This window comes from Sphingobacterium olei (genome assembly GCF_005048855.1).
Taxonomy (GTDB): domain Bacteria; phylum Bacteroidota; class Bacteroidia; order Sphingobacteriales; family Sphingobacteriaceae; genus Sphingobacterium; species Sphingobacterium olei.
The window spans coordinates 102,819-128,954 of the sequence record NZ_SUME01000005.1 but is presented as its reverse complement, the minus strand read 5'-3'; the positions used below and the strand labels follow the sequence as shown (position 1 = coordinate 128,954).

Genomic DNA, 26,136 nt, shown 5'->3' with positions numbered 1-26,136 from the left:
ACCGACTGCGTTGCGGAGTCAAAACGTAGTTGGTGATTTACAGAAATAATATTGCCCGTTATTTAGCAACTGTCGAATCCCGCTTTTCGCCCTGGATAACATGCCGTCGCCGTTCCTGCTCTTCCTGTATTTTTTGTAGGTGGGATTCCAGCTCACGCTTCAGGTCGGCTTCGCTAATGGTATTGGCATCGGGATCGTCGGGCAGATTTAACCAGGGACCTTTCTGTGAAAAATCATAGCTGCCAAACACGATAACCGGAGTGCCTTGGGCTTTTACGTCATGTTCGCCTTCCAGTACCCACATATCTGCCCAGTCATACAGCCATCGCGCATCGTTTTCCAATAGGCGTAGGCAGGAATGCGATGCTGGATAACCGGGCATAGCGTACAGATGCCAACCGACCCCCTTTTCATTTTCGATATTAAAATTCCATTTCAATAGCCATTCATCATCTACCGTGCTGATGTGCTCCTCGGCCTTCCAGTTGGCAAAGAACAAGCCGACAGGCGTCGAATCTTTTTGCGTGCCCATACTAGTAGGACCCCAGCGTACCTGCAATCCGTTTTCATAAACGGCAAATGCCTGATAAGGATAGGAGAAAAAAATGATCTTGTGAATTTCTTGCAATTCCTTAAGCCGCGGAGGAAAGGGGGAATATACTGAAAGATCTGTCCATACCGAATCTGGAACGACCAACATATCGGCCTGTTTTATATGATAACGGTCAATACGATTCAGCGCCAGGATAACCTGTCTTTGCTCTTCACTGTACCTCTTTTCAAATTCAGCCAGTGCGCTGTCGGGATCAGCAGCCCCTTTGATCAGCAGCGAATCATACCCTCCCTCAAAAGGTTCTATTTCTTTGTGAGCCAATGAATCTGTGCTGCCGTCGTTATTGTTTTTCGCGCCACGGTTACAGGCCGCTTGTGTAAACATAATGGCACACAGAACGATTAAATGGATATATTTTGTCATATAGCTTAACTTATTAAACCTTAACAATCGTAGCACTGTTTTGTTGGTTGTTGGTTAAACAAACACGATTAAATGGCGCAAGAATATTCTTTCAACGTCTGGACCGTAAATAACTTCAACTTAGCGGAGAGCTCGCTGAGAGACTTGCGTAATCACCCAATTACGGTTTAATTCCTTAATGATATGGATTCTTAGAAACGAAAAAAGTCGTTTTTCTGTTGAAAAAACGACTTTTTTGATTGGTGACCCCGGAGAGGCTCGAACTCTCGACCCACTGATTAAGAGTCAGTTGCTCTACCAACTGAGCTACGGAGTCCTTTTCAGCAGACTAAAGGTACAATAGATTATCACAAAATCAAAAGAGTTTCGTACCTACTACAAGTATTGTTTACTTCTAAATTTTCTTGTTTTCATAGTTCTTGCCGTAAATTAAATCTAAAAGTAAGGAAATAATCTGACCGTAAAATGCTCAATTTTAATTTTAGGTTACTTAGTTTTGTGTTCGAAATTTCATTCCCATGTCTACGTTAAAATACTACGATCAACCTGATCTTTTACAACATAAAAATAGAATCCGCATTGCTGTTTCACTTTTTTATTTTTGCCAGGGAATAGCATTTGCCTCTTGGGCAAGCCGTATTCCGATCATTAAATCAAATTTACAACTATCTGAAGGGGAACTCGGAACTATCCTATTAATGCTTCCCATCGGTCAACTGGTTACCATGCCGCTGTCAGGGAAATTGGTTTCTAAATACGGTAGCCACCATCTCCTACCTAATACGGCTATCATTTACAGTTGCATATTATGTCTGATCGGAGTAGCGACTAATGCATGGCAACTAGGAGGCATACTGTTTCTGTTTGGCGTATTTGGGAACATGTGCAATATTTCAGTAAACACACAAGGGGTATTGGCAGAGGATATTTTTAAAAAACCAATCATGTCATCCTTCCATGGGGCATGGAGTATTGCCGGATTTACAGGCGCTCTGGTAGGCTTATTGACATTAAATTTAGGTCTTACTACCCTCCAGCATTTTTTGATTATTCTAGGAATGGTGATTCTAAGTACATTGATTAACAAAGCATTTTTGGCTCCTCCTAAGCAAGGTGCCTCGGAAAAGGAATCGAGCTCATTCAAACCCGACCGCACCCTTATTTCATTGGGCATAATCGGATTTTGTAGCATGGCTACTGAAGGTGCGATGTTTGACTGGAGTGGCGTTTACTTTCACGATATCGTAGGAGCTCCTGAAAACCTCGTCATTGTAGGTTACGCTTCTTTTATGGTTATGATGGCATCGGGCAGATTTGTAGGCGACTTTGTGATCAGTCGGATCGGACGTCAGCGAACGCTTCAGATTAGTGGGATTCTAATGTTTTTGGGCATGATGCTATCGGTGGTATGGCCACACTTCATCGTATGTACAGCGGCTTTTATGCTTGTTGGCCTAGGGGTTGCATGTAATATTCCTACTGTTTATTCGATCACTGGAAAACACAAAACTATTCCTTCTGGTGTAGCACTCGCCATGGTTTCGAGTATTAGTTACCTCGGATTTCTGATGGGACCACCATTAATTGGATATATCGCCGAACTCTTTAGCTTAAGATATTCGTACGGTATCTTTGCTTGTTTTGGCCTTTTATTATTTATTATGACAAGTAAGCTCAGGGTATTCAAAGAGAATTAGCCAATAAATTTACCTAAAGATGAGCCCGGTTAAAAACGTACATCTACAATCTCTATTGCTGTTGGTGCAGTTTGCTGAAGCCCTTCACCATCTTTCTGCGTCACCTCTTGTGTAAATAAGCTGAGTACCTTTCTGTGTTTCCATCTCTCGGTGTCATAGGAGGGCTCCCAATCGCCAAGACTACGATTCGTCAACGAAACAATGCGGTAGGCAGATTTCCCAGCGTTGGGAATAATAGCCACGGAAGCTTTAGATCCAAGATCTTCATCTCGAAACAGGAGATATACTTTAGCTTTTTTCCCGCCACCAGAAACGAGTATTTGCGGTCTGGAGATCGGTATTTTCTTCGTTCCCCCTCCGGCAAGTCTAAAGTCGTTCTGACGGAAGTTCAATACACGCGTCTGCCACTTCTTTTTATCTTGAAACACGACATGGTACTGTGGTAGATTACTTGTCGTATCCCGCCAATAATTGGCAATATAAACCTTTCCGTCGTCGTCCGTAGTCATGGATGTTTGATTCATGAGATCACTGCTCTCGGGGATGATATGAATGATGTCGGACTGCAGATAATCTATCGGTAATTGATAAGTTGCTCCTGAAGATTTTTCCCATGTCTTACCTCCGTCTTTAGACATTGCATAGCAAAGGTTGTGATTAGTCGCTACATCCGGCGTATTACGCCACACCCAGGAAAGATGCATATGATCATGACGATCCAGACAAAATTGCGGGTATGCATTTCGTTTCCCCTCTCCATCTATTAAATTATCGTGTATGCGTATCCAATTTTTGTCTGCGAGGATATACTCATTCAGCACCAAATTACCTCTACCTGAACCACCATCTCGGTACAGAAATAGAATATTACCATTGCTTTTCCGATAAAATTCCGGATAGGTTACACTTCCTTCTGATGAACCTATCATTGCCGATTTTTCAAACTGATCTATTTCAAAAGGTTGCTTGCTTTTTGCATAGTTTAGTGCGTTATTGTGATGATCCCAGGATAAATGAAGGTAGCCTTCTCCGTCTACCATGATGCTAATTGAGTTATGGGCGTCTTTGATATTTCCGACAAAAGAAGTCTTTTTTATGCTCCAATCATTATTACCCAATGATCTGCGGGCCACACACACAAAACCGTCGTTGTCATAATAGGAAGTAAACTGATACTTGGAACCGGAGATTATCGAATTTTTACGAAAAATGGTGGTGTTGATAGAGTTACTCGCCCAACCCAAGCCAACTGTACTCTTCTCCATTTTTTGTGCAGAAGAAATTCCCACATATAGTAGAAAAAATAATGTTAATTTTTTTTTCATTTCGCCTTCAATAATTTTTTGAGCTCCTTTTTTGAAATTTTGAATACAGTACCATGACGAATCCCCTTAGGCATCGTGATTTTTGCCGAAATATCCTCCCAATTTATCAAGTCACGCGATTTTATGGCACCATATTGATGATTAGTATACTTATCAAAATATACAATCCACTCGTCATTTATTTTTATGGCTGTAGGACCTTCTGCCCAATACTTCCCTGTAATCGGAGCGGAAATATCGGAATAAGGCCCTGTGATAGATTCCGCAATTGCTGTTTTTATATTTTTCTGAACAGGAACTTTTGTTTCATCTTTTACAAACATTACCCACCTACCGTCATGTCGTACAATCGAGGCATCAATAGCATTAAACCCAGGGTCATACAATAACTTCGTATCTGTAAAAGATTGAAAATCTTTGGTCGTTACGTAATACATACGGTGATTGTACCGATTGTCGTCTTCTATCTGTGTCTCGGAAAATTTACCTTCGATGGTCGTTGCCCAATAAATCATATATTCTTCGTTAATGAAATCGTAAGTGATTTCAGGTGCCCAGGTATTCCGAGCTTTCAGTTCATGTTCCATTACCGGAATATATTGCTGATCTGACCATTTGATCAAATCTTTTGAGGAAGCATAGCCTATTCCTTTTTGCGTCCAACTCACTGTCCATACCATATGAAACCGACCGTCGACACCACGGATAATACAGGGATCGCGCATCAATTTATCTGCACTTATCTCAGGCTTCAAGAAAGATTCATCATTTTTTAGTGCTTTCCACGTTAATCCATCTTCGCTATAGGCCAAATGCAATCCATCTTGCCCATTGTCTTTAAAATAGGAAAAGGCATACACCGAATCTCTTTTCTGCGCATAACTGTTTACGCAGATGAAGAAGCTAAGTAAAAGAAACAAGCTATTTTTCATGTATAATTTTGTTATTACACTAGGTTTTGGGTTTATTGGTGTAAACATAACAATTAAAAGTCATCCATCTTCAAGAATAATCTAAATTTTACAAAAAAGAAGACGTGGGTTCACCTTCTATGGAGAAAGACTTGTAAATACTGAAAAACAAAAAAACCGTTTAATTTTTCATTTAAACGGTTTTTTGCTAAAATTATATTAGATTTATTTCCTTTCCAATCCTTTTGCGACCAGGTTCTCCACGTATTCGCGCACTGCTTCATTTGAAAAACGGGAGGTGACATCAAATGCAAATGCATGAACCAATAAAATTCGTGCGGATTCTTCACCGATACCGCGAGCTCTTAAGTAAAACAACGCCTCATCGTCAAACTGTCCCATCGTACAACCATGTGAACATTTGACGTCATCTGCAAAGATTTCCAGTTGTGGTTTGGTATAGACTGTTGATTTATCGCCAATCAACATATTGTTGTTTTGCTGAAATGCGTTCGTCTTTTGGGCATCTTCGCGCACAAAAATCTTACCGTTAAAAACGGCAGTTGAAGAGTCCTGAGGAATGTTTTTGTACCATTCATATGACTCGCAATGCGGTTTCAGATGATCCACAATCGTGTGGTTGTCTGCAAACTGATTATCCGCCAATAGATTGATACCATATAAATGTGACTCTACATTTTCCGCATCCAGTCGTACATTGATATTATTACGTACAAACGAAACTCCCGGAAAAGTACAGTTGTAATTATTATATAGACTGTATTGGTGCTGATATACTTCGGTATGATTGATATAGCTCCCGGTATCGCCGGCTAACTGTAGATAATAATGTTGCGCTTTTGCATTTTCCTCCAGTACGATTTCGGTCACCTTATTGTGGAGATTTTTTGCGGTATTGTCCAATGTAATGAAAGATTCGATAATCTCGACTTCTGCATTGGCCGCTACTACGAATAAATTACGCGTTTGGGAAAAGAAATCCGCACCTCCAGTCGCAACGTGTACGATCTGAATAGGTTTAGATACTACTTTGTTCTTCCCGACATAAAGATAAATCCCAGAGGTGTATAAAGCTGTATTCAGCGCCACTAACACATTATCGGTTTTGTCCGCATATTGCGCAAAATGGTTTTTAAATCCGTCCTCGTGAGCGGCATCTTCAATTGATTTTACCGTAACGCCGATTTCATCTTCCAAAGAAGAGAATGCCATCACATATTGGCCATTGATCAATACGATACGGTGTGCATCCAAATTAGGAATATCGGCTTTACTGAAATCAATATCTGCTATATCCACATCTTCGTTCAATAAGTAGGTCTTATTGACAAGATTTTGAATGTTTGTATATTTCCAGTCTTCATTCTTTACAGTTGGGAAACCTTCTTTCTCAAAGCGATCAAATGCTTCTTGACGTATTGTTTTAAGAATTGTAGGTTCGTTTGATGCTTCCAATTCTTGGAAAGTCGATGTCAACTGTTGGAATAAAGAGTTTGCTACTAATGTACTCATGTTATTTATTATCAATCCGCTCATTACCTTAATTAATTATCGTAAAACCGATTAGGCATTTTGCGCATCTAATTCTTTTAACCAGTCGTATCCTTTTTCTTCTAACTCTAATGCCAATTCTTTCGTACCTGTTTTTACGATACGCCCATCATGTAGTACGTGTACAAAATCAGGAACGATATAATCCAATAGACGTTGGTAGTGGGTGATAACTACAAAAGCATTGTCTTTGGAACGCAAATGGTTTACGCCTTTTGCAACAATACGTAAAGCATCAATATCCAATCCAGAATCGGTTTCATCCAAAATGGATAGTTTGGGATTCAACATCGCCAATTGAAATATTTCATTACGCTTTTTTTCTCCTCCTGAGAACCCTTCGTTCAAAGAGCGATTGGCTAAATTCGCTGAGAATTCGACTAATTTTTGCCTGTCTTTTACCATTTGTAAGAACTCTTTCGCTTCCATTGGAGGAAGACCCTTGTATTCACGAATATCATTTACCGCTGTTCTTAAGAAGTTAATGTTTGAGACACCCGGAATTTCCACAGGATATTGGAATGCTAAAAACAAGCCCTCCCGCGCACGGTCTTCTGGGGAAAGATCCAATAAATCTACCCCATCCAATAGCGCTGTACCGTCTGTTACTTCGTATGAATCACGACCTGCTAAAACGTTGCCCAATGTACTTTTTCCAGCACCGTTGGGTCCCATTATCGCGTGAACTTCTCCAGCTTTAACTTCTAAGTTTAGTCCTTTTAATATTTGCTTGTCTTCAACAGACGCATGTAAATTCTTAATTGATAACATTTTTTTAGTATTGAGTATTGAGATATGAGATATGAGACCTACATCCTCAATGTTTCATTCATTTTTTAAAATTAACCTACAGAACCTTCTAATGAAATTGCTAATAGTTTTTGTGCTTCTACAGCAAATTCCATTGGCAATTGATTTAACACCTCTTTGGCGTAACCATTTACAATTAATCCCACCGCTTTTTCTGAATCAATACCACGTTGATTCAAATAGAACACCTGATCTTCCCCGATTTTGGAAGTTGTTGCTTCATGCTCTAATTTCGCTGATTTATTTTTACTTTCTATATACGGAAATGTATGCGCCCCACAACGATCTCCTATTAATAAAGAGTCACATTGGGTAAAATTACGTGCATTATCGGCGTTGGGACCAATCTTTACTAACCCGCGGTAACTATTATGACTATTTCCCGCAGAGATTCCCTTAGAAATAATTTTGGATTTCGTGTTTTTGCCCAAGTGAATCATCTTCGTGCCGGTATCCGCCAATTGCTTATTACGCGTCATTGCTACAGAATAAAATTCTCCGACCGAATTGTCCCCTTTCAAAATGACTCCTGGATATTTCCAAGTAATCGCCGAACCTGTTTCAACTTGAGTCCAGGAAATCTTGGAATTGTCTCCTTTACATATACCACGTTTGGTAACGAAATTGTAAATTCCACCCACTCCATTTTTGTCGCCTGGATACCAGTTTTGAACTGTTGAATATTTAATTTCGGCATCTCGTTGTGCAATCAGTTCGACTACCGCGGCATGCAGTTGATTCTCGTCACGCATTGGCGCGGTACAGCCTTCAAGATAGGACACGTACGAACCTTCGTCTGCAATAATTAATGTTCGCTCAAATTGCCCAGTATTCTGTGCATTGATACGGAAATACGTAGATAGCTCCATTGGACAATGAACGCCCTTAGGAATATACACGAATGAACCATCGGAAAATACTGCAGAATTTAACGCTGCATATACATTATCTGTTTGTGGCACTACTGAGCCTAGATGCGCGCGTACTAAATCGGGGTGCTCTTGTACGGCTTCGCCAAATGAGCAAAAGATCACTCCCTTTTCTTTTAATTTTTCACGAAAAGTTGTCTTTACTGAAACTGAATCGAATACAGCATCTACCGCAACAACACCCGCTAATATTTTCTGCTCATCCAAGGGAATCCCTAATTTAGCAAATGTGGAAAGCAATTCTGGATCAACTTCATCTAAACTTTCTAACTGCTTTTTAGGCTTCGGAGCCGCATAATAAGATAAATCTTGAAAGTCAACTTCTGGATTATCAAAATTTTGCCATGTAGGCATTTTCATTGTTAAGAAATGACGAAAGGCTTTCAATCTCCATTCCAATAACCATTCGGGTTCATTTTTCTTTGCAGAAATCAAGCGAACAGTATCTTCATTCAATCCTCTCGGTGCAATATCCATTTCAATATCGGTGGTGAAACCGTATTTATATTCTTCTTGCTCCAGCTCTTTCAGTAATTCGTCGTCTTTGGTACTCATAACTCTTTCCCTTTTTATCTGATTTAGGCATAACCTAACTCTATTTCGGACAACAAAGTTACGACTTATCCCCCAATAAAACAGTATCCTTCGACGGCTTGAACATGATTTTTGACGAAATTTGTGATAAAAGTCATTTCTTCTAACTATAGACGCATTTGCATCCCATTTATTATGACATAAAAATGATGTCAAATAAATCAAATCTATTTAAAGAATCCTTAAAGATAGTTTTTAACGATATATTCTTTCGGTTTGTGAATGCAAAGCATTTTATCTAAGTTTACATACCTTTGATAGTACTACCAGATAATATGACATATCAACTCGATAAATTAGATTTAAAGATTTTGCGGTTGTTACAGGAAAATGGACGCATCACCAACCTGCAATTGGCTACGAACATTGGTCTTTCGCCAGCCCCTACCCTGGAACGTGTACGCAAATTGGAAAATGGCGGTTTTATAAAAAGCTATCACGCTTTTGTTGATGAAGAAATGTTGGGTCTTGGTATTAAATCTTTTATTCAGATCTCTTTGGACTTTCATACGCACAATGCTATTCCTGAATTTGTTGAAGCAGTAAAATCTATTCCCGAAGTAACGGAATGCCATCATGTGACGGGTAATTGTGATTTTATCCTAAAAGTATATGTTAAAGACATCAAAGCCTACGAGGCTGTTATCATGGAAAAAATTTCGAAAATACCTTTCGTTAAAACCTTTCAGACCATGATGATTATGTCTACATCCAAGAAAGAACCCATTATCCCTTTAGAATATTAACCCATCCTATGCTTAAAAAAAACTCATCCTTTAACGATTTTGCAGTTATCCTTACCTGGCCAGATGCCACTATAAGGGGAGACGAAAAATGGATGATGTTTTTTAAGAAAATTGGGATTGTCAAAAATCTAAATTTTAAAGTAGGCCACACCGGTATCGTGATTGTAAATCAAAAAAACGGTGAAATGTTGTTTTATGATTTTGGCCGCTACATCACTCCAAGAGGATATGGAAGAGCACGATCCAAATTTTCTGATCCGCGGTTGGAAATAAAAGTCAAAGCAACGGTTCAACACAATGAGATCATAAATCTACCTGAAATTATTAATCATTTTGAAGAGCTTAAACCGGCGATGTATGGCGAAGGAAGAGTTTATTTTTCTGTGGTAGAAAACGTTGATTTCTACTTAGCAAAAAAATATGGTGACACTTGCGTGGAACAAGGAACTTACCCTTACGGTGCTGTAGCTAAGGACAACAACAACTGTTCTCGTTTCATCACTCGAATGCTTATGAAAGCTTCGCCGAAGTATCATTTTTGGCATGGTATTAACATTCCGGAAACTATAAAAGCTAGCCCGATAAGCAATGTAGTGAATACAGCTAAAGATGGTATAGTCTATTCTTTTACTCCTAAAGAAGGATTAAAAAGCTTTAAAATGAACCGCTGGCAATCGTTCTGGTTTTTAGTCAAGCAGTTGCGTGATAATGTTTACCGCAACAAGGCAAATCTCCTGCCCAATGACCAAATAATTGGAGCGGTAGATTTCAGGTCAAAACCCATTGTGATTCCGAAGGATGCCATGTATTTGGGCGGTGTCGGGGACGGCGCATGGTATTCCATAAAGCCTATCGATAAAAACAAGCTTACTATTAAGCGCTACACCTCATTAGGTGAGCTGGAATATATTGTGATTGGCAAAAAAGAGGAAGCTATTGATTTCAACAAACCCTGGAAAGTTGCTTACGACAGCCATTTGCTATTCACCCATATTGAACAGGGAGGAATCAAATATAAAATCCATCATGTAGAACGAGTTCTTGTTACGGATCAGATCAGTAAAGATGCGACGGAATTATATGCCTAACCAATCTGCCAATTTATCGGTTCCTTTCCCTGCTTAATGAGATATGTATTCGCTTTCGAAAAATGTTTACAGCCTGCGAAACCGCGATAGACGGACAAGGGTGATGGATGTGCAGATTTTAAAATAAGATGTTTCGACGAATCGATAAATACACTTTTCTTTTGGGCGTATGAGCCCCACAGCAAAAAGACTACATCCTCTCGCTCTTCAGCGATTTTCTTAATTATTGAGTCCGTAAACTCCTCCCAACCCATTTTTTGATGAGAAGCTGCTTGGTGTGCCCGGACGGTCAGGGTTGCATTCAACAATAGAACCCCTTGCTGAGCCCAATTGGTTAAATCCCCCGTATTGGGATAACGAAAACCCGAAATATCAGAAACCAATTCCGTAAAAATATTCTTAAGTGATGGAGGAAAGGGAATCCCGACGGGTACAGAAAACGACAACCCGTGAGCCTGTCCATCGTTGTGATAAGGATCCTGCCCTAATATCACTACTTTGATATCCTGAAACCCGGTAAGTTTGAACGCGTTAAAAACAAGCTCTTCAGGAGGAAAAACTTTATATTGCTTACGCTCTTGCTGAACAAAGTGAGATAATCTTTTCACATATTCTTGCGCGAATAAAGGCTTCAATATCGGGGTCCAACTTTCGTGATATTTCGTGTTCATATACTCAAACTTATGTAAAATGCCTCGTATTCACGAAAGCCTAATAGAAAAACATTATTCGTAATTTGTATTTACATACAATTATAATTGCAAAGAACAAAAATGCAAATTATTTTTCATGATGTGTCTATTTTCTGCATTCAAGAACGCTTCGCTTAAGTTCATCAATATTTGTTTTAAGACATGAATGAGATCACTGCGTTTGGTTTGTGAATGCAAAGCATTTTTTCTAAGTTTGTATGTAAATTTAGAAGGAGAGAGATGTCAAATTTAGTGCGCATAATAATTAGTAGTCTTTTATTGGTTGGAACCGTTGCTTTGTTTTGGTTTGGCCATTGGGGATGGGGTATTTTGGGGATACTGGTTACCATCCTAGCTTGGGTAACTGTTTTTTTTAATGAAAACATGCTTATTGCACAATGGTATTTTCGGAAACAAAATATTGCTAGTGCAGAGAAGTGGTTGAATAATATTAAAGAATATGAAAAGCAGCTCATTTCTGCTCAACAGGGCTATTATCATTTGCTATTAGGACTTATCGAGTCTCAGCGAGCTCCCATGCAATCCGAGAAATTCTTTAAAAAAGCATTGACTTTAGGGTTACATATGGATCATAACGTCGCATTGGCAAAATTGAGTTTAGCGGGTGTAATGATGGCCAAACGGAACAAAAGGGAGGCTGAAAAATTATTACAAGAGGCTAAGAAAGCAGATAAAAACAAATTGCTAGCCGATCAGATCAAGATGATGAAGGAACAGATGGCAATGATGGACAAACAACAGTTCAGGTATTCAAGATAAATTAAGGCTAACAAATTGTTAGCCTTTTTTATTGCATCACGCACAAACCATTGCATACCGATCTGTGTTTAGGGATTAACTAATCTTGATTTATGGAGCTACATTCAGGTCTTCCTTATTGGATTGTAAAAAACAAATTGTTTAATCATTTCAATCCCCTCAAAACAAACATACAAACAAAAGTGGCCATTATCGGGTCTGGCATAACAGGAAGCCTAGTTGCTCATGAGCTCTGTAAGCAAAATATCGCCTGTGTGATCATCGATAAACGTTCTATTGGCTTAGGCAGTAGCGCCGCCAGTACATCTCAATTGCAGTACGAAATAGACGAACCTTTAACCAATCTGATCGAATTGGTAGGTGAAGACCACGCCGTCCGTGCCTATAAAGATTGTCTTAACTCCATTGCTGATATTCGTGAGGTATTAAAAGAAACAAAAGCAGATGGAAGTTATAAGCAGATTCCCACTTTCCTCCTGGCCAGCAATCAGCGTGGGGTTCGACTGCTCGAAAAAGAATATGAAGTGCGCAAAAAAAATGACCTACCGATACAATTTCTGAATAAGCAACAGCTTGCTAAAACATTGGGCGTCGACAATGAAGCTGCCCTTTACAACGACAGCTCTGCTCAAATAGATTGTTACCAATGTGCTACCGGCATCCTAAATCATTACCTGAAAAATAAAAAATTGGAGATCTACTCCCACACCTTAATAGAAAACTACAGGAAGCAAAAGAACGGCTATACCCTAACCACAACAGAAGGCTACACCGTTACCTGTGAATACGTGGTTGTGGCCGCAGGGTTTGAAGCGGGTGATTTTTTACCGCAAAAAGTCATGACATTACTATCTACTTACGCAATCATTTCGCAGCCTGTAGATCCCAAATTATTATGGCACAAAAGAGCGTTGATATGGGAAACTAAAAATCCCTATCTCTACATGCGAACTACAGACGACAACAGGATAATCGTCGGCGGTGAAGACATCCCTTATTCCGCTCCCGACATACGGGATGACAAACTCAGAACCAAATCAAAAGCACTAGAAAGGAAATTCAGAAAAATGTTTCCTGAGATACCTTTTGTTACGGAAATGAGTTGGTGCGGTACATTTAGCGCTACGGCAGATGGGTTACCATTTATCGGTGCTTGGCCTCGTCATCCAAAAATGCTGTTTACATTAGGTTATGGGGGAAATGGCATCACGTTTAGCATGATTGGCGCACAGGTAATCAGCAACATCGTGAGGGGGATACACGATCCTAGACTGGAAGTGTACGGATTTAAAAGGTTAAAAAACAAAAAAGATTGTTGATTATAACTGAACAATCTTTTCTAAATATTTACCTTCTTCTTTGCTGTCCTCAAATACCAGCTTCAGATATGTGGGTTTTCCCCTGTCTTTAGTCCAAGTTGCTACCTTGATTTGCAAAGGTACGGGAACATCCTCTTCCATAAAATAATGAAGATAATTTTGACGGTCGGCCAATAAGACGAGTACTTTCCCCATCTTCATACTATCGTATAAATGGTAGTTACCTTTCGAATCGCCCACTTGTGTAGCATAGGTATTTAACTTAAACTCCCGCGGATTCCGCTGATAAGATATCAGAAACAGGTCTACGGTAGCAGTATCCCCTTTTGCTGAAAGTCCTACTTGCTTTATATCCACCTGAATTTCATCCACCAGTATCGCCGTAGTATCTATTTCCTGTGCAAATGCTAAATGGGTAAATAATATAAAAGACAACCCACAAAGTACCTTTTTCATATTCTTACTACCTTAAACGATCCGCTGATTTGATAATTTTTTCATCTTTACGAATGCCGCCAGCTGCCATTCCTAAAAGTATAACCGTTATCGGTAGCAAGAAAAATCCAATACCAATATTATGAGCTCCAATGGATTGTGATGTCAGCGAAAGCGTATGATTCGCCGTCACGATAAGCCAAACGCCAAATAGAACGATCAGCAAAATTTCTATTAAAACTAACAGTACCTGACGTTTTCTGTTTTTAAACTGGAAAATAATATAAAGGGGAAACAGGCCTAAGATCACGGTTGCTATCATCTGTAATATATTCGACTGTTGTTTTATAGGCTCACCATTTACCGCGGTATAGGAACCCGTTACATATAATTTTTTTCCTAAGCCTACTAAATCGTTATAATTTAAGTAAGGGAATAAAAATAGTCCAAAAATGACAATGCTAGCTAATAGTAACCATATTGTTTGAATACGCTGTATCATAGAATATCGATATTTTTAATTGACAACAAACTTAGATAACTTGTCGTGTAAATGCAAGTTATCAGCCTCCCATCTGCTGTAAATAACATACTTTGCACATAGAATACAGTATAAACACGAAAAAGATGATTTAGTTTATCATCAACTTCAACCTCGACATTCTAAATCATATGCTTACCGTCATTTTTCGTGTTTTAGACCTTTTAGGTTTACTGGACATTTTAGCGCATTACTAATTTATGTACCTTTGCTTGGTGAAAGGTACAAAACGCTTTTTTTTAGAAATTGCTTACGACGGTACGGCATATCATGGTTGGCAGATACAGCCTAATGCTGTATCGGTACAGGAAAAACTAAACCTTGCTTTACAGACTTTATTACGTGCCGAAGTGGAAACTCTCGGTGCGGGGCGGACGGATACTGGAGTACATGCAAAGCAACTCTATGTGCACTTTGACAGTGATAATATATTACTTATAAATAGTCCCGACCGATTCGTACACTCACTGAATGCTCTACTACCTTTTGATATTTCTGTAACCCGCCTTTTAGAGGTAGAGGCAGCATCACATGCTCGGTTCGACGCAACTGAACGGTCGTATGAATATCATGTTCATTTCACAAAGGACCCTTTTTTGATCAATAGATCATGGCAGCTCCGGGATCGACTGGATGTGCAACGAATGAATGAGGCTGCCAAGTTGTTATTGGGAAAAAAAGATTTTGGTTGTTTTAGCAAATCGAACACGCAGGTATTCACTAATATCTGTACGATAACAGAAGCGAAATGGATAGAGGTAGCGGAAAAATTAGTTTTCCATATTACAGCCGATCGATTTCTACGTAATATGGTGCGTGCTATTGTCGGAACATTGCTAGAAGTCGGTGCCAAAGGCAAGTCAATTTCTTATGTAGAAGAGGTACTCGCCAGTCAAGATCGTTCAAAAGCTGGCACCTCGGTTCCAGCACATGGATTGTACCTCACTAAGATAAAATATCCTTATATTGACCCAATTAAAGAATAGCATTGAAAGAAAATAAAATAGTAGGAAAAGCTTACGACGGCAGATTGATCAGTCGGTTAACGAAATACATGCAGCCTTATCGCCGTGTATTTTGGATATCCGTTATATTGACCATACTACTGGCTGCTGTTGCGCCGGCTCTTCCTCTCCTGATAGAACATACGTTAGATCGTTATATTTTGTCCGCCAACTACACCGGTTTGACCACGATGCTGATCGTCATGATGCTTTTGCTCATTGCACAGACCGTTATACGTTATTTTCACACGTTAATGACCAATATGTTAGGACAATCGGTCATTCGTGACATTCGGATTCAGGTATTTAATCATATTACCAACCTCAGATTAAAATACTTTGACAATACACCTATTGGGAGATTGATCACACGTACAATTTCCGATCTAGAAACTATATCCAATATTTTTTCTGAAGGATTGATCCAAATTATAGGGGATCTGCTACAATTGGTTGTCATTCTCGGCGTCATGTTTTATACTGACTGGCGTCTTACTTTAATTGTACTGATACCTATGCCACTGATGATCGGGGCAACTTACGTATTCAAAGAAGCTATGAAATCTGCTTTTCAGTCTGTAAGGCTTTGGGTCTCGAACCTCAACACATTTCTGCAAGAACATATTTCGGGAATGGGCATCATTCAATATTTCGCAAGAGAAGAGCAGGAAATCCGAAAATTCAAGACCATCAACAAGGAGCACCGAAATGCGCATATTCGCGCCAATTGGTATTTTTCAATATTTTTCCCGGTTTTAGAGATTATCATAGCAATCGCAACGGGTCTATTGGTATGGTACGGCTCAAAACAAATCTTGGTCGATGTTATCTCGCCGGGAGTTGTAGTTGCCTTTCTGATGTACATCAATATGATTTTTAGGCCTATCCGTGAGCTTATTGATAAGTTTAATACGCTTCAGATGGGAATGATCTCTGCAGAGCGGATATTTGAAGTGTTGGACACCAATGAATCTACGCCCAATGAGGGAACATACAAACCCAATCAGATCCGGGGCGAGATTGAATTTAAAAACGTTTGGTTTGCCTACAACGATGAAAAATGGATATTGAAAGATGTTAACTTTAAAGTTCGCGCCGGAGAGACGTTGGCACTTGTGGGTGCCACGGGTGCGGGTAAATCCTCAACCATAAATATTTTAAGCCGTTTTTATGAAATTCAAAAAGGGGAAATCCTTTTGGATGGTGTAGATATCCGCAGATACGATTTAAACTTTTTGCGCAAAACTATCGCTACGGTATTACAAGATGTATTTCTATTCTCGGATACGGTCCTGAATAATATTACATTGCGTGATCCTGCCATTCAAAAATCGGATGTTATAGATGCTGCCAAAAAAGTTGGAGCACACGATTTTATTATGCGCCTTCCAAATGACTTCAACTATGAAGTGCAAGAGCGCGGAGCAACGCTTTCTGCAGGACAAGCCCAACTGGTATCCTTCATCCGTGCGCTCGTACATGATCCTAAAATATTAATTCTCGATGAAGCTACTTCTTCCATCGACACGGAAACCGAACAACTCATTCAGTCTGCGATCGACAATCTAATGGAAGGAAGAACGGCAATTGTTATCGCCCACCGGTTATCTACCATCCAAAAAGCAGATAAAATTATCGTACTCGATAAAGGAGAAATTAAGGAAATGGGCTCGCATCAGGAACTTCTTACCCTAGACGGACATTACAAAAAACTGTATGACTTGCAGTTCAATTCGATTGGGATTTAAAAAAACAATCCCTCGCAGGGAAATCCATTGAGGGAATTGTCTATTGAGAAGAGATACAACAACTAGAAAATAGTGCCTAACCGGCTCGTTGCATTGGTAAAACGCACAAGCCGCTAGGACTTAATATTGTTAATTTATTAATTGATAAATTTCACGCATATAATAGGCTTCATTTAGTGATCCTGTGAAATCAGCCCATTCGTCTTCTGTGAACGTAAATAAAATTTCATATACCGGGGTAGTGAGCAGTAACCTAGAGTCTCCATCTGGAAATCTGACAAATTCTTCTGTCCCTATTTTACTTTTTATTTCAACTAAGAAACTAGTATACTGATTGGCATTAAAAGTCAGCAGGAAAGAATTCTGCCATATATAATGACTTTGACATTGACTACAATAACTTATTGTTGTATTACCTTTAGTGCTTAATATAATGGACTGACACATACATTAATCTTATTTAGATCAAATATAAATAAGATATTTGGATATCCAAATTTTATTACGGAAATTTTTATATTATTTCAAATCCAATACTACCTTTTACTTTTCCGTTGACAAGAATTTCTAACTGATGCTCGCCGGCGTAATGTTTTCGAGTAGTCAGATCCTGGAATTGTTGCTTTTTGCTGAATTGGATGGTCTGGCCTGGTAGAATCTTTACCTCTCTCAGTTTAAACACCTTTTTTGTACGGGAACCGGAAACTTTTACATAGTGAATGGCATAATCAACAACTAGTTTTTGTTCTTGCTCGCTTTCGCTACTCAATCCGAAGCTGAAATGTAGTGAATCACCTAATTGCAGAGAGGTTCTGTCTGTAGTAAGGTTATCCAGTTTGACCGATACCTCATTCTCAAAGCCAAAAATCATCAGCGCTTCTTTATTGCCCCGTTTAATAAGTGAGCGAATCGCATGCTTAATGATCCAAGATGTGTGTTTGTTGGCTTTGTCCCAGCTACTGACGAGTTTAAGCATGTATGAATCATTGTCTTTAGTATGGTCATTCAGGTGATTTGCAACGGATTTCCGTACATAAAGAGCTTCGTCTGCGTTTAATCTTTCCAAAATACCTTGCGTTAACATCGGCTGTTTAATGATTTCTGTCAATTTGAAGGACCAAGGAAGTCGCGGACGACTTCCTTCGGAGGCCAGACGTCTTACATGATCGTTGCTGTCTTCGGCCCATTTATGCATGACATCCAATGTTTTGACCAAATCCGTTTTGAGAAACTCACGTATAGCGAATTCTGCCGAACCGTACCTGGTAAAATACTGAAGGGCCTCCATAGACAGATCGAAATGTTGCTTTCCATATAAAGCCACGTAATCGGGTAATACTAGAGCGGTGTAACCACTCGGCAAGGATGGTGCAGCTTCGTACAGAATGGCAACAGCCCGCTTATAGTCTGTAGGAAGATACTTTTTGAGCACATGTGATGTATTACGCAGTCGGCCATTCAACGAGAGTGTGTCCATGTCACGGGTGACATCGCCTAGAAAGGAATCCACATGAAAGTCTTTGGTTACCTCGCCGAAGACGTGAGCAAAGTTTACATAAAATTCCCGATTAAACATTTCTTTAAGTGGTTCCATAGCATAAAAATAACAAATGCCAATTGCTTTTCCATATTTCAAAAAAACTTCTATCGTATGTACAAAGGTATCCCTGTGTTGAGTTGTCTAATAAAAAACATGAAGTTCATTGCTTACCCAATTTAATGGTATTGAGTTATATGTTTAAATTAACTTTTGCCGTTCCATCCTATTGGATTTTGGCAGAGCATAAAAAAAGCAAACTTTTCAGTTTGCTTTTTTTAGATGGTACTTTAGTTCAGTCCCCTTTTTTTCATCAAGTGAATCGGGTTTGGATCTGTCCCACGGAACGTGTGGTACATCTCTGCCGGATTACCCGTTCCCCCTCTCTCCAAAATATTTTTACGGAATGAGGCTGCAGTGCCTTGATCGTACAGCCCTTTTTCCTTGAACGCTGCAAATGCATCAGAATCCAGTACTTCAGACCAAATATAGCTGTAATAGCCTGCGGAATATCCTCCTGAGAAAATGTGTTGGAAATAGGAACTTCTATAGCGCGGAATGATCGCATCTATTAAGCCAATTTTTGTCATAGCACTTTTTTCAAAAGCATTTACTTCCGCAGTAATCGGAATGGTAGCAGCGTGATAATTCATATCCAACAGAGAAGCAGACAAATACTCTACTGTTGCAAATCCTTGGTCAAACGTACCGGCTTTATCCATTTTTGCAATTAATGAATCTGGGATTGCTTCACCTGTTTGATAATGCTTTGCATATGTTTTTAGTACTTCTGCATCAGCGGCCCAGTTTTCCATGATTTGTGAAGGTAACTCTACAAAATCACGCGGTACCGATGTTCCAGAAAGCGACTTATATTTAACATTGGACAATAAACCATGTAACGCATGGCCAAATTCGTGAAATAGCGTACTTGCCTCATCAAATGTTAATAATGCCGGCTGGTCTCCCACTGGTTTTGTAAAATTGCACACAATAGAAATTACGGGTGCTATACGCTGTCCCTCTTCTTTATACTGCTTGCGATAAGAAGTCATCCAAGCCCCCCCACGTTTTGATTCGCGTGGAAAAAAATCTGCAAATAACAGGCCAAGGTGCGATCCGTCTTTATCTTTTACTTCGTAAACTTCCACCTCCGGATGGTAGACAGGCACGTTGTTTAATGCAACGAACGATAAGCCCCATAACTTGCTGGCGGTTGCAAATGCGCCTTCGCGTACTGCTGCAAGGCTAAAATATGGCTTGATCTCTTCTTCATTCAACGCAAAACGTTTAACCCTGATTTTTTCGGCATAATATCTCCAGTCGTACGGAGCAACCTCGAATGTATCTTTAGCGGCTTCGATCTCCTTTTGAATATCTTCGGCTTCGATCTTGGCCTTCGCCAAAGCAGGAGCCCACAGTTTATTCAGTAATTCATATACACTTTTTGGATCTGACGCCATAGATTCTTCCAATACGTAAGCTGCATGCGACGGGTATCCAAGTAATTTCGCTTTTTCCAACCGCAGGTTTGCAATCTCTACCAATGCTTTTTTATTGTCGTTCGTATTTCCGTTGTTACCTCGCAATTGGTAGGCTTCCCAGATTTGTTTACGTAGGTCGCGGTTATCCGCATATTGCAAAAACGGCATAACAGAAGGATTCGAAAGTGTGAACACCCATTTTCCTTCTTTGCCCTTTCCATTGGCCACATCTGCCGCTGCCGAGATTAATCCCTCGGGTAAACCTACTAGATCTTCCTTTTTATCCACGACCAGCTCATACGCGTTGGTCTCGGCCAATAGGTTTTGTCCAAATTGCGTTGTCAAGATCGAAAGCTTGGCATTAATCTTTTTAAGCTTTTCCTTATCTGTGTCTGATAAATTTGCTCCCGAACGTACTAAACGTTTATACGTTTCTTCCAGCAATTTAATATCCTCGGCATCCAAACCCAAACTTTCCTTTTTACTATAAACTTCTTTTACACGTGCAAAAAGTTTTGGATTAAGATTGATTTCGTCACTATGTGCCGAAAGTACAGGAGCCAAATCTTTAGCTATAGCTTGAATGGTATCATTTGTATTCGCTGAATTGAGGTTAAAGAAAACAGTAGAAACCTTGTTAAGTAGTGATCCGGCATTTTCCAAAGCCAAAATAGTGTTGGTAAAACTTGCTTCGTCTTGGTTACTAACGATTTTTTCTATTTCCAAATTATGCTGCTGTAATGCTTCCTCAAAAGCAGGTCTAAAATGTTCATCTCTAATCTGATCAAACGCAGGAACATTAAAAGGTGTCTCACTATCAATCAACAAGGGATTGTCTGATTGATTTTGCTTTTCTTCACTGTTACAACCAACAAATATTGAAGCGATTACCATAAAGGGTAAGAAACTTTTTTTATTCATTTCGGATTTATTATTTATTTGCATTACTAAAATTAATTGCAAAGGTAAGGATTATTTGAGCAATCCTTTTGCATCAACATATTTTTAAAATTTATTCTGGTTTTGTTGTTACTTTTATCCATAAAAAGCGTCAAATAGTAAATTTTTTAAAATGAGCTCAATAAAACAATTCTTCTGGTGGTGCGCAGGTGTTCACGAAAAGACACTAGTACGTTGTCCTGAAGAACATAGCAAATATGTAAGCATCGGTGCGACAATTTTTTTTACCGGTCTTTTCGCAAGTATTGCAGGTGGATATGCCTTATATTTTGTATTCAGTGGAAGTCCCAATGCGCTATTTTATGCGCTCTTATTTGGTTTAACTTGGGGGTTGGCAATTTTCAATCTGGACAGATACATCGTATTGAGCATCGACAAAACACAGTCTAGTGGCAAACAATTTTTACAGGCACTGCCACGTATTATATTGGCTATAATTATCGGATTGGTGATCTCACGTCCACTTGAACTAAAGATTTTTGACAAAGAAATCAAAGAGCATCTTCGAGTGGAATACCTCAAACAGCAGCGCGCCACTATTGATACGTTGAATAGCACATTTGAAAATAAATACCTGGTAGAATATAGTCAGCTTACCGCTTTAAAAAAACAGGCCGATTCGCTAGAAAGTACGATTAGAACTTCACGGCAACAGCTAAATCACGAAATTTTCGGAACGAAGACAGAAGAAACTTCCGGCGTATTAGGCTATGGGCCTTATGCAAAGATGAAGGAAGAAAATCTAAAAAAACAAGAAATTTATTTGGACACCTTACGTTCGCGCATTCAGACCAAGGAATCTCAATTATTGGATAGAAAAACACATGAAGGTCTGATGGATCAAAAGATATTGTCGGACAAAGGGTTGGATAGCGTAATAAATATTGCTGGATTTGCTGACCGAAATGCGGCTTTGAGCAACCTTCATAAAAATCCAGACGGCACGATAAATGAATCCACTGAATATGCCGTCATTTTCATTGCTCTTCTTTTTATATTTTTTGAATGTTTACCTGTGTTTGTAAAACTAATGAGCGGGCGAGATACATATGATAACGCAATATTGAGTCAAAAAATCATTAATAATTACGAATCCGACACGAATATTGATGTAGAAAAGCAGGCCTTGGATAAATTGAAAGGGCATCGTACTGATGTAGCAATACAACGGCGTATGGCTAGGTTGAATGAGGATTACGAGGCGTCGAAATGAAATAAAAAGAAAGATCCTGAAGCGGGGAGCGACAGGATCTTTCAAACCAATTATTAACCTATTACAAATAACGTAAGTTTACCGCAATTTGTTACAATGGTCGTCTCATTTTAACAACTTTTTAACTTTAAGTATACCATCAACACATTATCTCAACAATTCAAGCAAATCATTTTTGGATAAATTACTCAGCGCGAACGCCTCTGTTTTTACCAGATCTTGAGCGAGTTTGCTTTTCCGTTGTTGAAGATGTCTAATTTTTTCTTCAATCGTGTCGGGACAAATCAACCGTACAGCAATTACATTCTTTGTTTGTCCGATCCGATAGCTCCGGTCGATAGCCTGGTTCTCTACCGCAGGATTCCACCAGGGATCTATTAAATAGACGTAATCTGCTTCCGTCAGGTTGAGGCCGGTACCGCCGGCTTTTAAACTGATTAGGAATACCCGAATATGTTCGTTGGCTTGAAAATTATCGACCTTGGCACCTCTATCCTTGGTCTGCCCCGTTAGATACTCAAAAGGTATTCCGCTGTTCTCGAGCTCGGTTCGGATGAGATCCAGCATGCCTACAAATTGAGAGAATATCAGAATTTTATGCTCACCGGATTTGTTGACAATCTGCTCCATCAATACATCGATCTTGACCGCATCGGCTCCGGAATAGCCTTCCTTCAACAATACAGGAGAATTACAGATTTGTCGCAGACGGGTGAGTCCGGTTAGTACGTGCATACCATTTTTATGGATTTCGTCCTCGTCCACAGCAGATATATATTCCCGCAGTTCCCGTTCATACCTATCGTATATTTCTCTTTGTGTTGCATTCATTTCACAAAAAATCACCATTTCGGTTTTTTGGGGTAGTTCTTTCGCAACCTGCTTTTTTGTACGACGTAGCATAAAAGGCTTGATCTTCTCCTGCAATTCGAGAGCTCTCTTATTATATTGAAATTTATCAATGGGCAGTGCGTACACATCCCTGAAATAGGACTTACTTCCTAACAACCCAGGACAGGCAAAGGAAAGCTGCCCGTACAGATCAAAGGTGTTGTTTTCAATCGGTGTGCCCGTAAGTACTATTCTATTTCTAGACTGCAGCAAACAGGCGGCTTTATAGCGTTCGGAATTTGGGTTTTTGATGGCTTGCGACTCATCTAGAAAAATGTAGTTGAACCGAAACTCTCTTAACCATCGGATATCGGAAAGCAGCATACCATAGGAGGTCAGGATTACCTCATATTCACACATGTCGTCTGTATTCTTACTTCTATCCGCGCCATAATGCACCTTTACCGATATCGAAGGTGCAAATTTTGTAAGCTCTTCCTGCCAATTGGAAAATAAGGACGTCGGTACCACAATCAGATTGGTATGATGGGTATGCTTATCACGCTGTGACAAGATGAAGGCGATAACCTGTATGGTCTTGCCCAAGCCCATATCATCCGCTAGACAGCCTCCAAAGTTAAACTGATCGAGGAGATTCAACCAATTCAGGCCTTCCTGTTGGTAGCGCCTCAACGTAGCATGTAGGCCTATAGGGACAGGTACTTCGGGGATCTGCTTTATCTGCAGAAATTGCTGTGCATATGCTGCTAATTCAAACTCGACTTCTTTACTCCACATTTCTTTCTCAAACAGATCTGAAATCGCGGTGAAATTGACCTTGGGGATCTTGATCAACTCCTTATCGATATCTCCGACCTGGAAGTAGCTAGCAATTTTCTGCACCCACTCCTCGGGCAGGAGGCCCTGTGTTCCATCGTCGAGCTGTACAAATTTACGTTTGTGGCGGATCGCCCTATGCAATTGCTTGAGGGAAGCTTGCTGTCTGCCAAAACGCACCTTTACATGGGCATTGAACCAATCTACTCCGCTGACGACCTGTATGTCTACCTTGGCTTTATGCGGATTTAATGTATTCACCTTAAGCTCATTGAATCCTAAGATGGTCGCTCCGGCCTGCCTCCATAACTCGAAGGCATCCAAAAACCAGCTGTCGTCCAAAAAGGCATCTTTATGCAGATAAAAATACTCATTCTCCTGTAACTGTTCTTCAAAATCAGGATGCTGTTGCATGATCAGGGTCGTTAGCTGCAATTCTGCTGCCTGATCGCGCTCAATCTGAAACAGATTCCCGTTTCGGTCGGTATCAAACAACTGTTGTCGCGAATACACAGGCACTTCGATTATACCATACCGCATAACGGGCGTGATAAAAATATAACTGCCTTCTTGATGCAAATAGACAACCTGTTCTCTTTGACAACTTTTCTCCGTTAATTCAACCGCTGTAGCTGCTCTAATGTAACTGTAGTTGATCCGGATACGCTGCCCCAAGGCGGAGAGAACGGTCTGGAGAAATTCGTCATATTTAGAAGAGTGTATCAATAATTTCTCATTATTACGCTTGAAGAACTTGATCACCCGAAGTTGATCAGGGTCACTTACCAAACTCATTCTATTACGTTGTACGACAAAGTATTCATTTCGAATGGTCACATTTTTGAAAGATATTGTATCATCATTAAATATCAGTTGCCCAGTAATTTCGTAAAACGGTTCCTTTTTAAAGACATGCAATTCTATTTCAGCTTGCAGCATATCGATTTCGATAGGTACAATGGATTTTGCGGTTATTTTTTCCGATATGCTTTTATCGTGGTAATACGTATCCAGCCCCAGTGGATTCTGTACAATGATCTTTAGGGCGTCGTATTCAGTCTCATCAATTTCCGTCGTATAATTATACTGGAAAGCACTTACCGCTGTATAAAATTTAACATGTAGTATATCTTGGGATTTCCATATTAGTTGCTTGGCATCAATCGTTGTCAGCGGATTTTTGACCTTGCCCGATCGGGTTTCTTCGCCTTCCATTACCTGAATGCTCAGCTGATGATAAAATCGATGTTTGCTGATTACAAGGATCTGTTTCTTTCCGGTATCCCGAAGGGCAAGCGCTACTATCTTGGATCTACGCCGAGGTAAAAGTTCTTGCGTAAATACGGTTGTATCGTGTTTCAGCAGTTCTTTTAACTTGGGCTGTATATCCACTAGCCCACCTTGATATATTAACTCAAAATAAATATCCAAGTTAGTTTCATTTTCCAGTCCGTATCCTTTAGCAACGGGGAGTAGGGTCTGTCGACGGAGGATACGGTCAAAAAAGAGGCGAAAATGTTTCTGTTCTAAAATGCATAAAATAATTTCGGCTTGGTGTGGGCAAAGAAACTGGCTATTGGAATGATCACAGGAACAGGAGGTCGTCAACGATGTGCCTACCTGACTGACCGCTACTGTTGGAAATGCGATTGCATTGATTGTCTTGGAAAAAACGCCTGCATTGATTTCAAGTGCGATCGGATAAATGGATCCGAAATCCTGCGTATCTAACGAAGCCGCGGATTGAACATGTTTCAATAAGCCAATGTAAGATAGTTTGTGTATATCCGTATCGTGTAATATATATTCGTGTAACGATTCACGCATGCCTAGCATCTCTTCTTATCCTAAAATTCGCACGCAAGATACATTCCCACATGCAAGCAACCGCAAGTTCGCTAAAATATTGATTTTTCTACTATTTGTAAAACATGAAACTACTCTGACTTTTCCACCTAAAAAGTTAATATATTAAATTATAATTTTACCCCGCGAAAGCTAATACCGGCATTGTTTGTTTTTATGGTACGTAAATACCATAAAACAGCGTGCATAACGGTAGGATACCTACCCCTAATGGTAGGTTTTATTATTATTTAAAGACTGC

20 protein-coding genes and 1 tRNA gene are annotated in these 26,136 nt (G+C 39.7%); 8 read left to right on the top strand and 13 right to left on the bottom strand.

The genetic code is table 11. The features are described 5' to 3' along the window. Positions 1–58 precede the first annotated feature (58 nt). Together FAZ15_RS13115 and FAZ15_RS13110 are read right to left on the bottom strand one after the other, a co-directional pair. Entirely contained in the window at positions 59–976 is a 918-nt protein-coding gene (locus FAZ15_RS13115) for a L,D-transpeptidase (RefSeq protein ID WP_136901774.1), read from the bottom strand. Positions 977–1,216: 240 nt separating this feature from the next. Further along, positions 1,217–1,292 (bottom strand) — tRNA-Lys (locus FAZ15_RS13110). A gap of 202 nt (positions 1,293–1,494) precedes the next feature. Between FAZ15_RS13110 and FAZ15_RS13105 the strand changes: the two genes are divergently transcribed. After that, the gene (locus FAZ15_RS13105) at positions 1,495–2,673 is read left to right on the top strand and encodes an MFS transporter (protein ID WP_136901773.1); all 1,179 of its coding nucleotides are present in this window, start codon (positions 1,495–1,497) and stop codon (positions 2,671–2,673) included. Positions 2,674–2,702: 29 nt separating this feature from the next. On the opposite strand, the gene FAZ15_RS13100 is transcribed toward FAZ15_RS13105, so the two are convergent. The 5 genes from FAZ15_RS13100 to sufB form a co-directional block, all read right to left on the bottom strand. Then, a complete protein-coding gene (locus tag FAZ15_RS13100; RefSeq protein WP_136901772.1) occupies positions 2,703–3,998 on the bottom strand; it encodes a BNR repeat-containing protein in 1,296 nt (431 codons plus the stop codon). Further along, a complete protein-coding gene (locus FAZ15_RS13095; RefSeq protein ID WP_136901771.1) occupies positions 3,995–4,930 on the bottom strand; it encodes a glycoside hydrolase family 43 protein in 936 nt (311 codons plus the stop codon). The genes FAZ15_RS13100 and FAZ15_RS13095 overlap by 4 nt, the downstream gene beginning before the upstream one ends. A gap of 204 nt (positions 4,931–5,134) precedes the next feature. Next, positions 5,135–6,442, bottom strand: coding sequence for a Fe-S cluster assembly protein SufD (sufD, locus tag FAZ15_RS13090; protein ID WP_136901770.1), 1,308 nt, complete (start codon positions 6,440–6,442; stop codon positions 5,135–5,137). Between the two features lie 51 nt (positions 6,443–6,493). Further along, positions 6,494–7,252 carry a Fe-S cluster assembly ATPase SufC gene (gene sufC / locus FAZ15_RS13085; RefSeq protein ID WP_136901769.1) on the bottom strand — a complete coding sequence of 253 codons (759 nt, stop codon included), beginning with the start codon at positions 7,250–7,252 and terminating at the stop codon, positions 6,494–6,496. Positions 7,253–7,323: 71 nt separating this feature from the next. Beyond that, the gene (gene sufB, locus FAZ15_RS13080; RefSeq protein WP_136901768.1) at positions 7,324–8,775 is read right to left on the bottom strand and encodes a Fe-S cluster assembly protein SufB; all 1,452 of its coding nucleotides are present in this window, start codon (positions 8,773–8,775) and stop codon (positions 7,324–7,326) included. A 314-nt stretch (positions 8,776–9,089) separates the two neighbouring features. Here sufB and FAZ15_RS13075 point away from each other — a divergent pair, with 314 nt between their 5' ends. Both FAZ15_RS13075 and FAZ15_RS13070 read left to right on the top strand, forming a co-directional pair. Continuing rightward, positions 9,090–9,560 carry an Lrp/AsnC family transcriptional regulator gene (locus tag FAZ15_RS13075; protein ID WP_136901767.1) on the top strand — a complete coding sequence of 157 codons (471 nt, stop codon included), beginning with the start codon at positions 9,090–9,092 and terminating at the stop codon, positions 9,558–9,560. Between the two features lie 8 nt (positions 9,561–9,568). After that, positions 9,569–10,648, top strand: a complete 1,080-nt coding sequence (locus tag FAZ15_RS13070; RefSeq protein ID WP_136901766.1) for a DUF6695 family protein — start codon at positions 9,569–9,571, stop codon at positions 10,646–10,648. Here FAZ15_RS13070 and ung read toward each other — a convergent pair. Then, the gene (gene ung / locus FAZ15_RS13065) at positions 10,645–11,319 is read right to left on the bottom strand and encodes a uracil-DNA glycosylase (RefSeq protein ID WP_136901765.1); all 675 of its coding nucleotides are present in this window, start codon (positions 11,317–11,319) and stop codon (positions 10,645–10,647) included. The two genes, FAZ15_RS13070 and ung, sit on opposite strands and share 4 nt — an antisense overlap. Positions 11,320–11,580: 261 nt before the next feature. Here ung and FAZ15_RS13060 point away from each other — a divergent pair, with 261 nt between their 5' ends. Continuing rightward, on the top strand, positions 11,581–12,120 hold the full coding sequence (locus FAZ15_RS13060; protein ID WP_136901764.1) for a DUF2892 domain-containing protein: 540 nt from the start codon (positions 11,581–11,583) through the stop codon (positions 12,118–12,120). A 92-nt stretch (positions 12,121–12,212) separates the two neighbouring features. Further along, on the top strand, positions 12,213–13,439 hold the full coding sequence (locus tag FAZ15_RS13055; RefSeq protein ID WP_136901763.1) for an NAD(P)/FAD-dependent oxidoreductase: 1,227 nt from the start codon (positions 12,213–12,215) through the stop codon (positions 13,437–13,439). On the opposite strand, the gene FAZ15_RS13050 is transcribed toward FAZ15_RS13055, so the two are convergent. Both FAZ15_RS13050 and FAZ15_RS13045 read right to left on the bottom strand, forming a co-directional pair. Then, positions 13,440–13,895 carry a hypothetical protein gene (locus FAZ15_RS13050; protein ID WP_136901762.1) on the bottom strand — a complete coding sequence of 152 codons (456 nt, stop codon included), beginning with the start codon at positions 13,893–13,895 and terminating at the stop codon, positions 13,440–13,442. A 7-nt stretch (positions 13,896–13,902) separates the two neighbouring features. Next, positions 13,903–14,376 (bottom strand): DUF4293 domain-containing protein, encoded by a 474-nt coding sequence (locus FAZ15_RS13045; protein ID WP_136901761.1) that lies wholly within the window; start codon positions 14,374–14,376, stop codon positions 13,903–13,905. A 239-nt stretch (positions 14,377–14,615) separates the two neighbouring features. Between FAZ15_RS13045 and truA the strand changes: the two genes are divergently transcribed. Together truA and FAZ15_RS13035 are read left to right on the top strand one after the other, a co-directional pair. Next, positions 14,616–15,401 carry a tRNA pseudouridine(38-40) synthase TruA gene (gene truA, locus FAZ15_RS13040; RefSeq protein ID WP_202912393.1) on the top strand — a complete coding sequence of 262 codons (786 nt, stop codon included), beginning with the start codon at positions 14,616–14,618 and terminating at the stop codon, positions 15,399–15,401. Positions 15,402–15,469: 68 nt separating this feature from the next. Beyond that, the gene (locus FAZ15_RS13035) at positions 15,470–17,167 is read left to right on the top strand and encodes an ABC transporter ATP-binding protein (RefSeq protein ID WP_394343814.1); all 1,698 of its coding nucleotides are present in this window, start codon (positions 15,470–15,472) and stop codon (positions 17,165–17,167) included. Between the two features lie 514 nt (positions 17,168–17,681). Here the strand turns inward: FAZ15_RS13035 and FAZ15_RS13025 are convergent. Both FAZ15_RS13025 and FAZ15_RS13020 read right to left on the bottom strand, forming a co-directional pair. Then, the gene (locus tag FAZ15_RS13025; RefSeq protein ID WP_136901758.1) at positions 17,682–18,761 is read right to left on the bottom strand and encodes a DNA alkylation repair protein; all 1,080 of its coding nucleotides are present in this window, start codon (positions 18,759–18,761) and stop codon (positions 17,682–17,684) included. A 233-nt stretch (positions 18,762–18,994) separates the two neighbouring features. Then, a complete protein-coding gene (locus tag FAZ15_RS13020; RefSeq protein ID WP_136901757.1) occupies positions 18,995–21,109 on the bottom strand; it encodes a M3 family metallopeptidase in 2,115 nt (704 codons plus the stop codon). 151 nt (positions 21,110–21,260) lie between these two features. Between FAZ15_RS13020 and FAZ15_RS13015 the strand changes: the two genes are divergently transcribed. Further along, a complete protein-coding gene (locus FAZ15_RS13015) occupies positions 21,261–22,361 on the top strand; it encodes a DUF4407 domain-containing protein (protein WP_136901756.1) in 1,101 nt (366 codons plus the stop codon). A 147-nt stretch (positions 22,362–22,508) separates the two neighbouring features. Here the strand turns inward: FAZ15_RS13015 and FAZ15_RS13010 are convergent, their stop codons facing one another. Beyond that, complete coding sequence (locus FAZ15_RS13010) at positions 22,509–25,856, bottom strand: DEAD/DEAH box helicase (protein WP_136901755.1); 3,348 nt, start codon at positions 25,854–25,856, stop codon at positions 22,509–22,511. Positions 25,857–26,136: the final 280 nt, after the last annotated feature.

Bases quoted from the DNA above. Each gene is read 5' to 3' on its own strand.
- FAZ15_RS13060 (WP_136901764.1), top strand. From the start codon at position 11,581: ATGTCAAATTTAGTGCGCATAATAATTAGTAGTCTTTTATTGGTTGGA.
- FAZ15_RS13020 (WP_136901757.1), bottom strand. From the start codon at position 21,109: ATGAATAAAAAAAGTTTCTTACCCTTTATGGTAATCGCTTCAATATTT.
- truA (WP_202912393.1), top strand. From the start codon at position 14,616: ATGTACCTTTGCTTGGTGAAAGGTACAAAACGCTTTTTTTTAGAAATT.
- FAZ15_RS13105 (WP_136901773.1), top strand. From the start codon at position 1,495: ATGTCTACGTTAAAATACTACGATCAACCTGATCTTTTACAACATAAA.
- sufC (WP_136901769.1), bottom strand. From the start codon at position 7,252: ATGTTATCAATTAAGAATTTACATGCGTCTGTTGAAGACAAGCAAATA.
- FAZ15_RS13015 (WP_136901756.1), top strand. From the start codon at position 21,261: ATGAGCTCAATAAAACAATTCTTCTGGTGGTGCGCAGGTGTTCACGAA.
- FAZ15_RS13070 (WP_136901766.1), top strand. From the start codon at position 9,569: ATGCTTAAAAAAAACTCATCCTTTAACGATTTTGCAGTTATCCTTACC.
- FAZ15_RS13045 (WP_136901761.1), bottom strand. From the start codon at position 14,376: ATGATACAGCGTATTCAAACAATATGGTTACTATTAGCTAGCATTGTC.
- FAZ15_RS13025 (WP_136901758.1), bottom strand. From the start codon at position 18,761: ATGGAACCACTTAAAGAAATGTTTAATCGGGAATTTTATGTAAACTTT.
- FAZ15_RS13055 (WP_136901763.1), top strand. From the start codon at position 12,213: ATGGAGCTACATTCAGGTCTTCCTTATTGGATTGTAAAAAACAAATTG.
- FAZ15_RS13010 (WP_136901755.1), bottom strand. From the start codon at position 25,856: ATGCGTGAATCGTTACACGAATATATATTACACGATACGGATATACAC.
- sufD (WP_136901770.1), bottom strand. From the start codon at position 6,442: ATGAGTACATTAGTAGCAAACTCTTTATTCCAACAGTTGACATCGACT.
- ung (WP_136901765.1), bottom strand. From the start codon at position 11,319: ATGAACACGAAATATCACGAAAGTTGGACCCCGATATTGAAGCCTTTA.
- FAZ15_RS13095 (WP_136901771.1), bottom strand. From the start codon at position 4,930: ATGAAAAATAGCTTGTTTCTTTTACTTAGCTTCTTCATCTGCGTAAAC.
- FAZ15_RS13050 (WP_136901762.1), bottom strand. From the start codon at position 13,895: ATGAAAAAGGTACTTTGTGGGTTGTCTTTTATATTATTTACCCATTTA.
- FAZ15_RS13100 (WP_136901772.1), bottom strand. From the start codon at position 3,998: ATGAAAAAAAAATTAACATTATTTTTTCTACTATATGTGGGAATTTCT.
- FAZ15_RS13075 (WP_136901767.1), top strand. From the start codon at position 9,090: ATGACATATCAACTCGATAAATTAGATTTAAAGATTTTGCGGTTGTTA.
- FAZ15_RS13115 (WP_136901774.1), bottom strand. From the start codon at position 976: ATGACAAAATATATCCATTTAATCGTTCTGTGTGCCATTATGTTTACA.
- sufB (WP_136901768.1), bottom strand. From the start codon at position 8,775: ATGAGTACCAAAGACGACGAATTACTGAAAGAGCTGGAGCAAGAAGAA.
- FAZ15_RS13035 (WP_394343814.1), top strand. From the start codon at position 15,470: ATGCAGCCTTATCGCCGTGTATTTTGGATATCCGTTATATTGACCATA.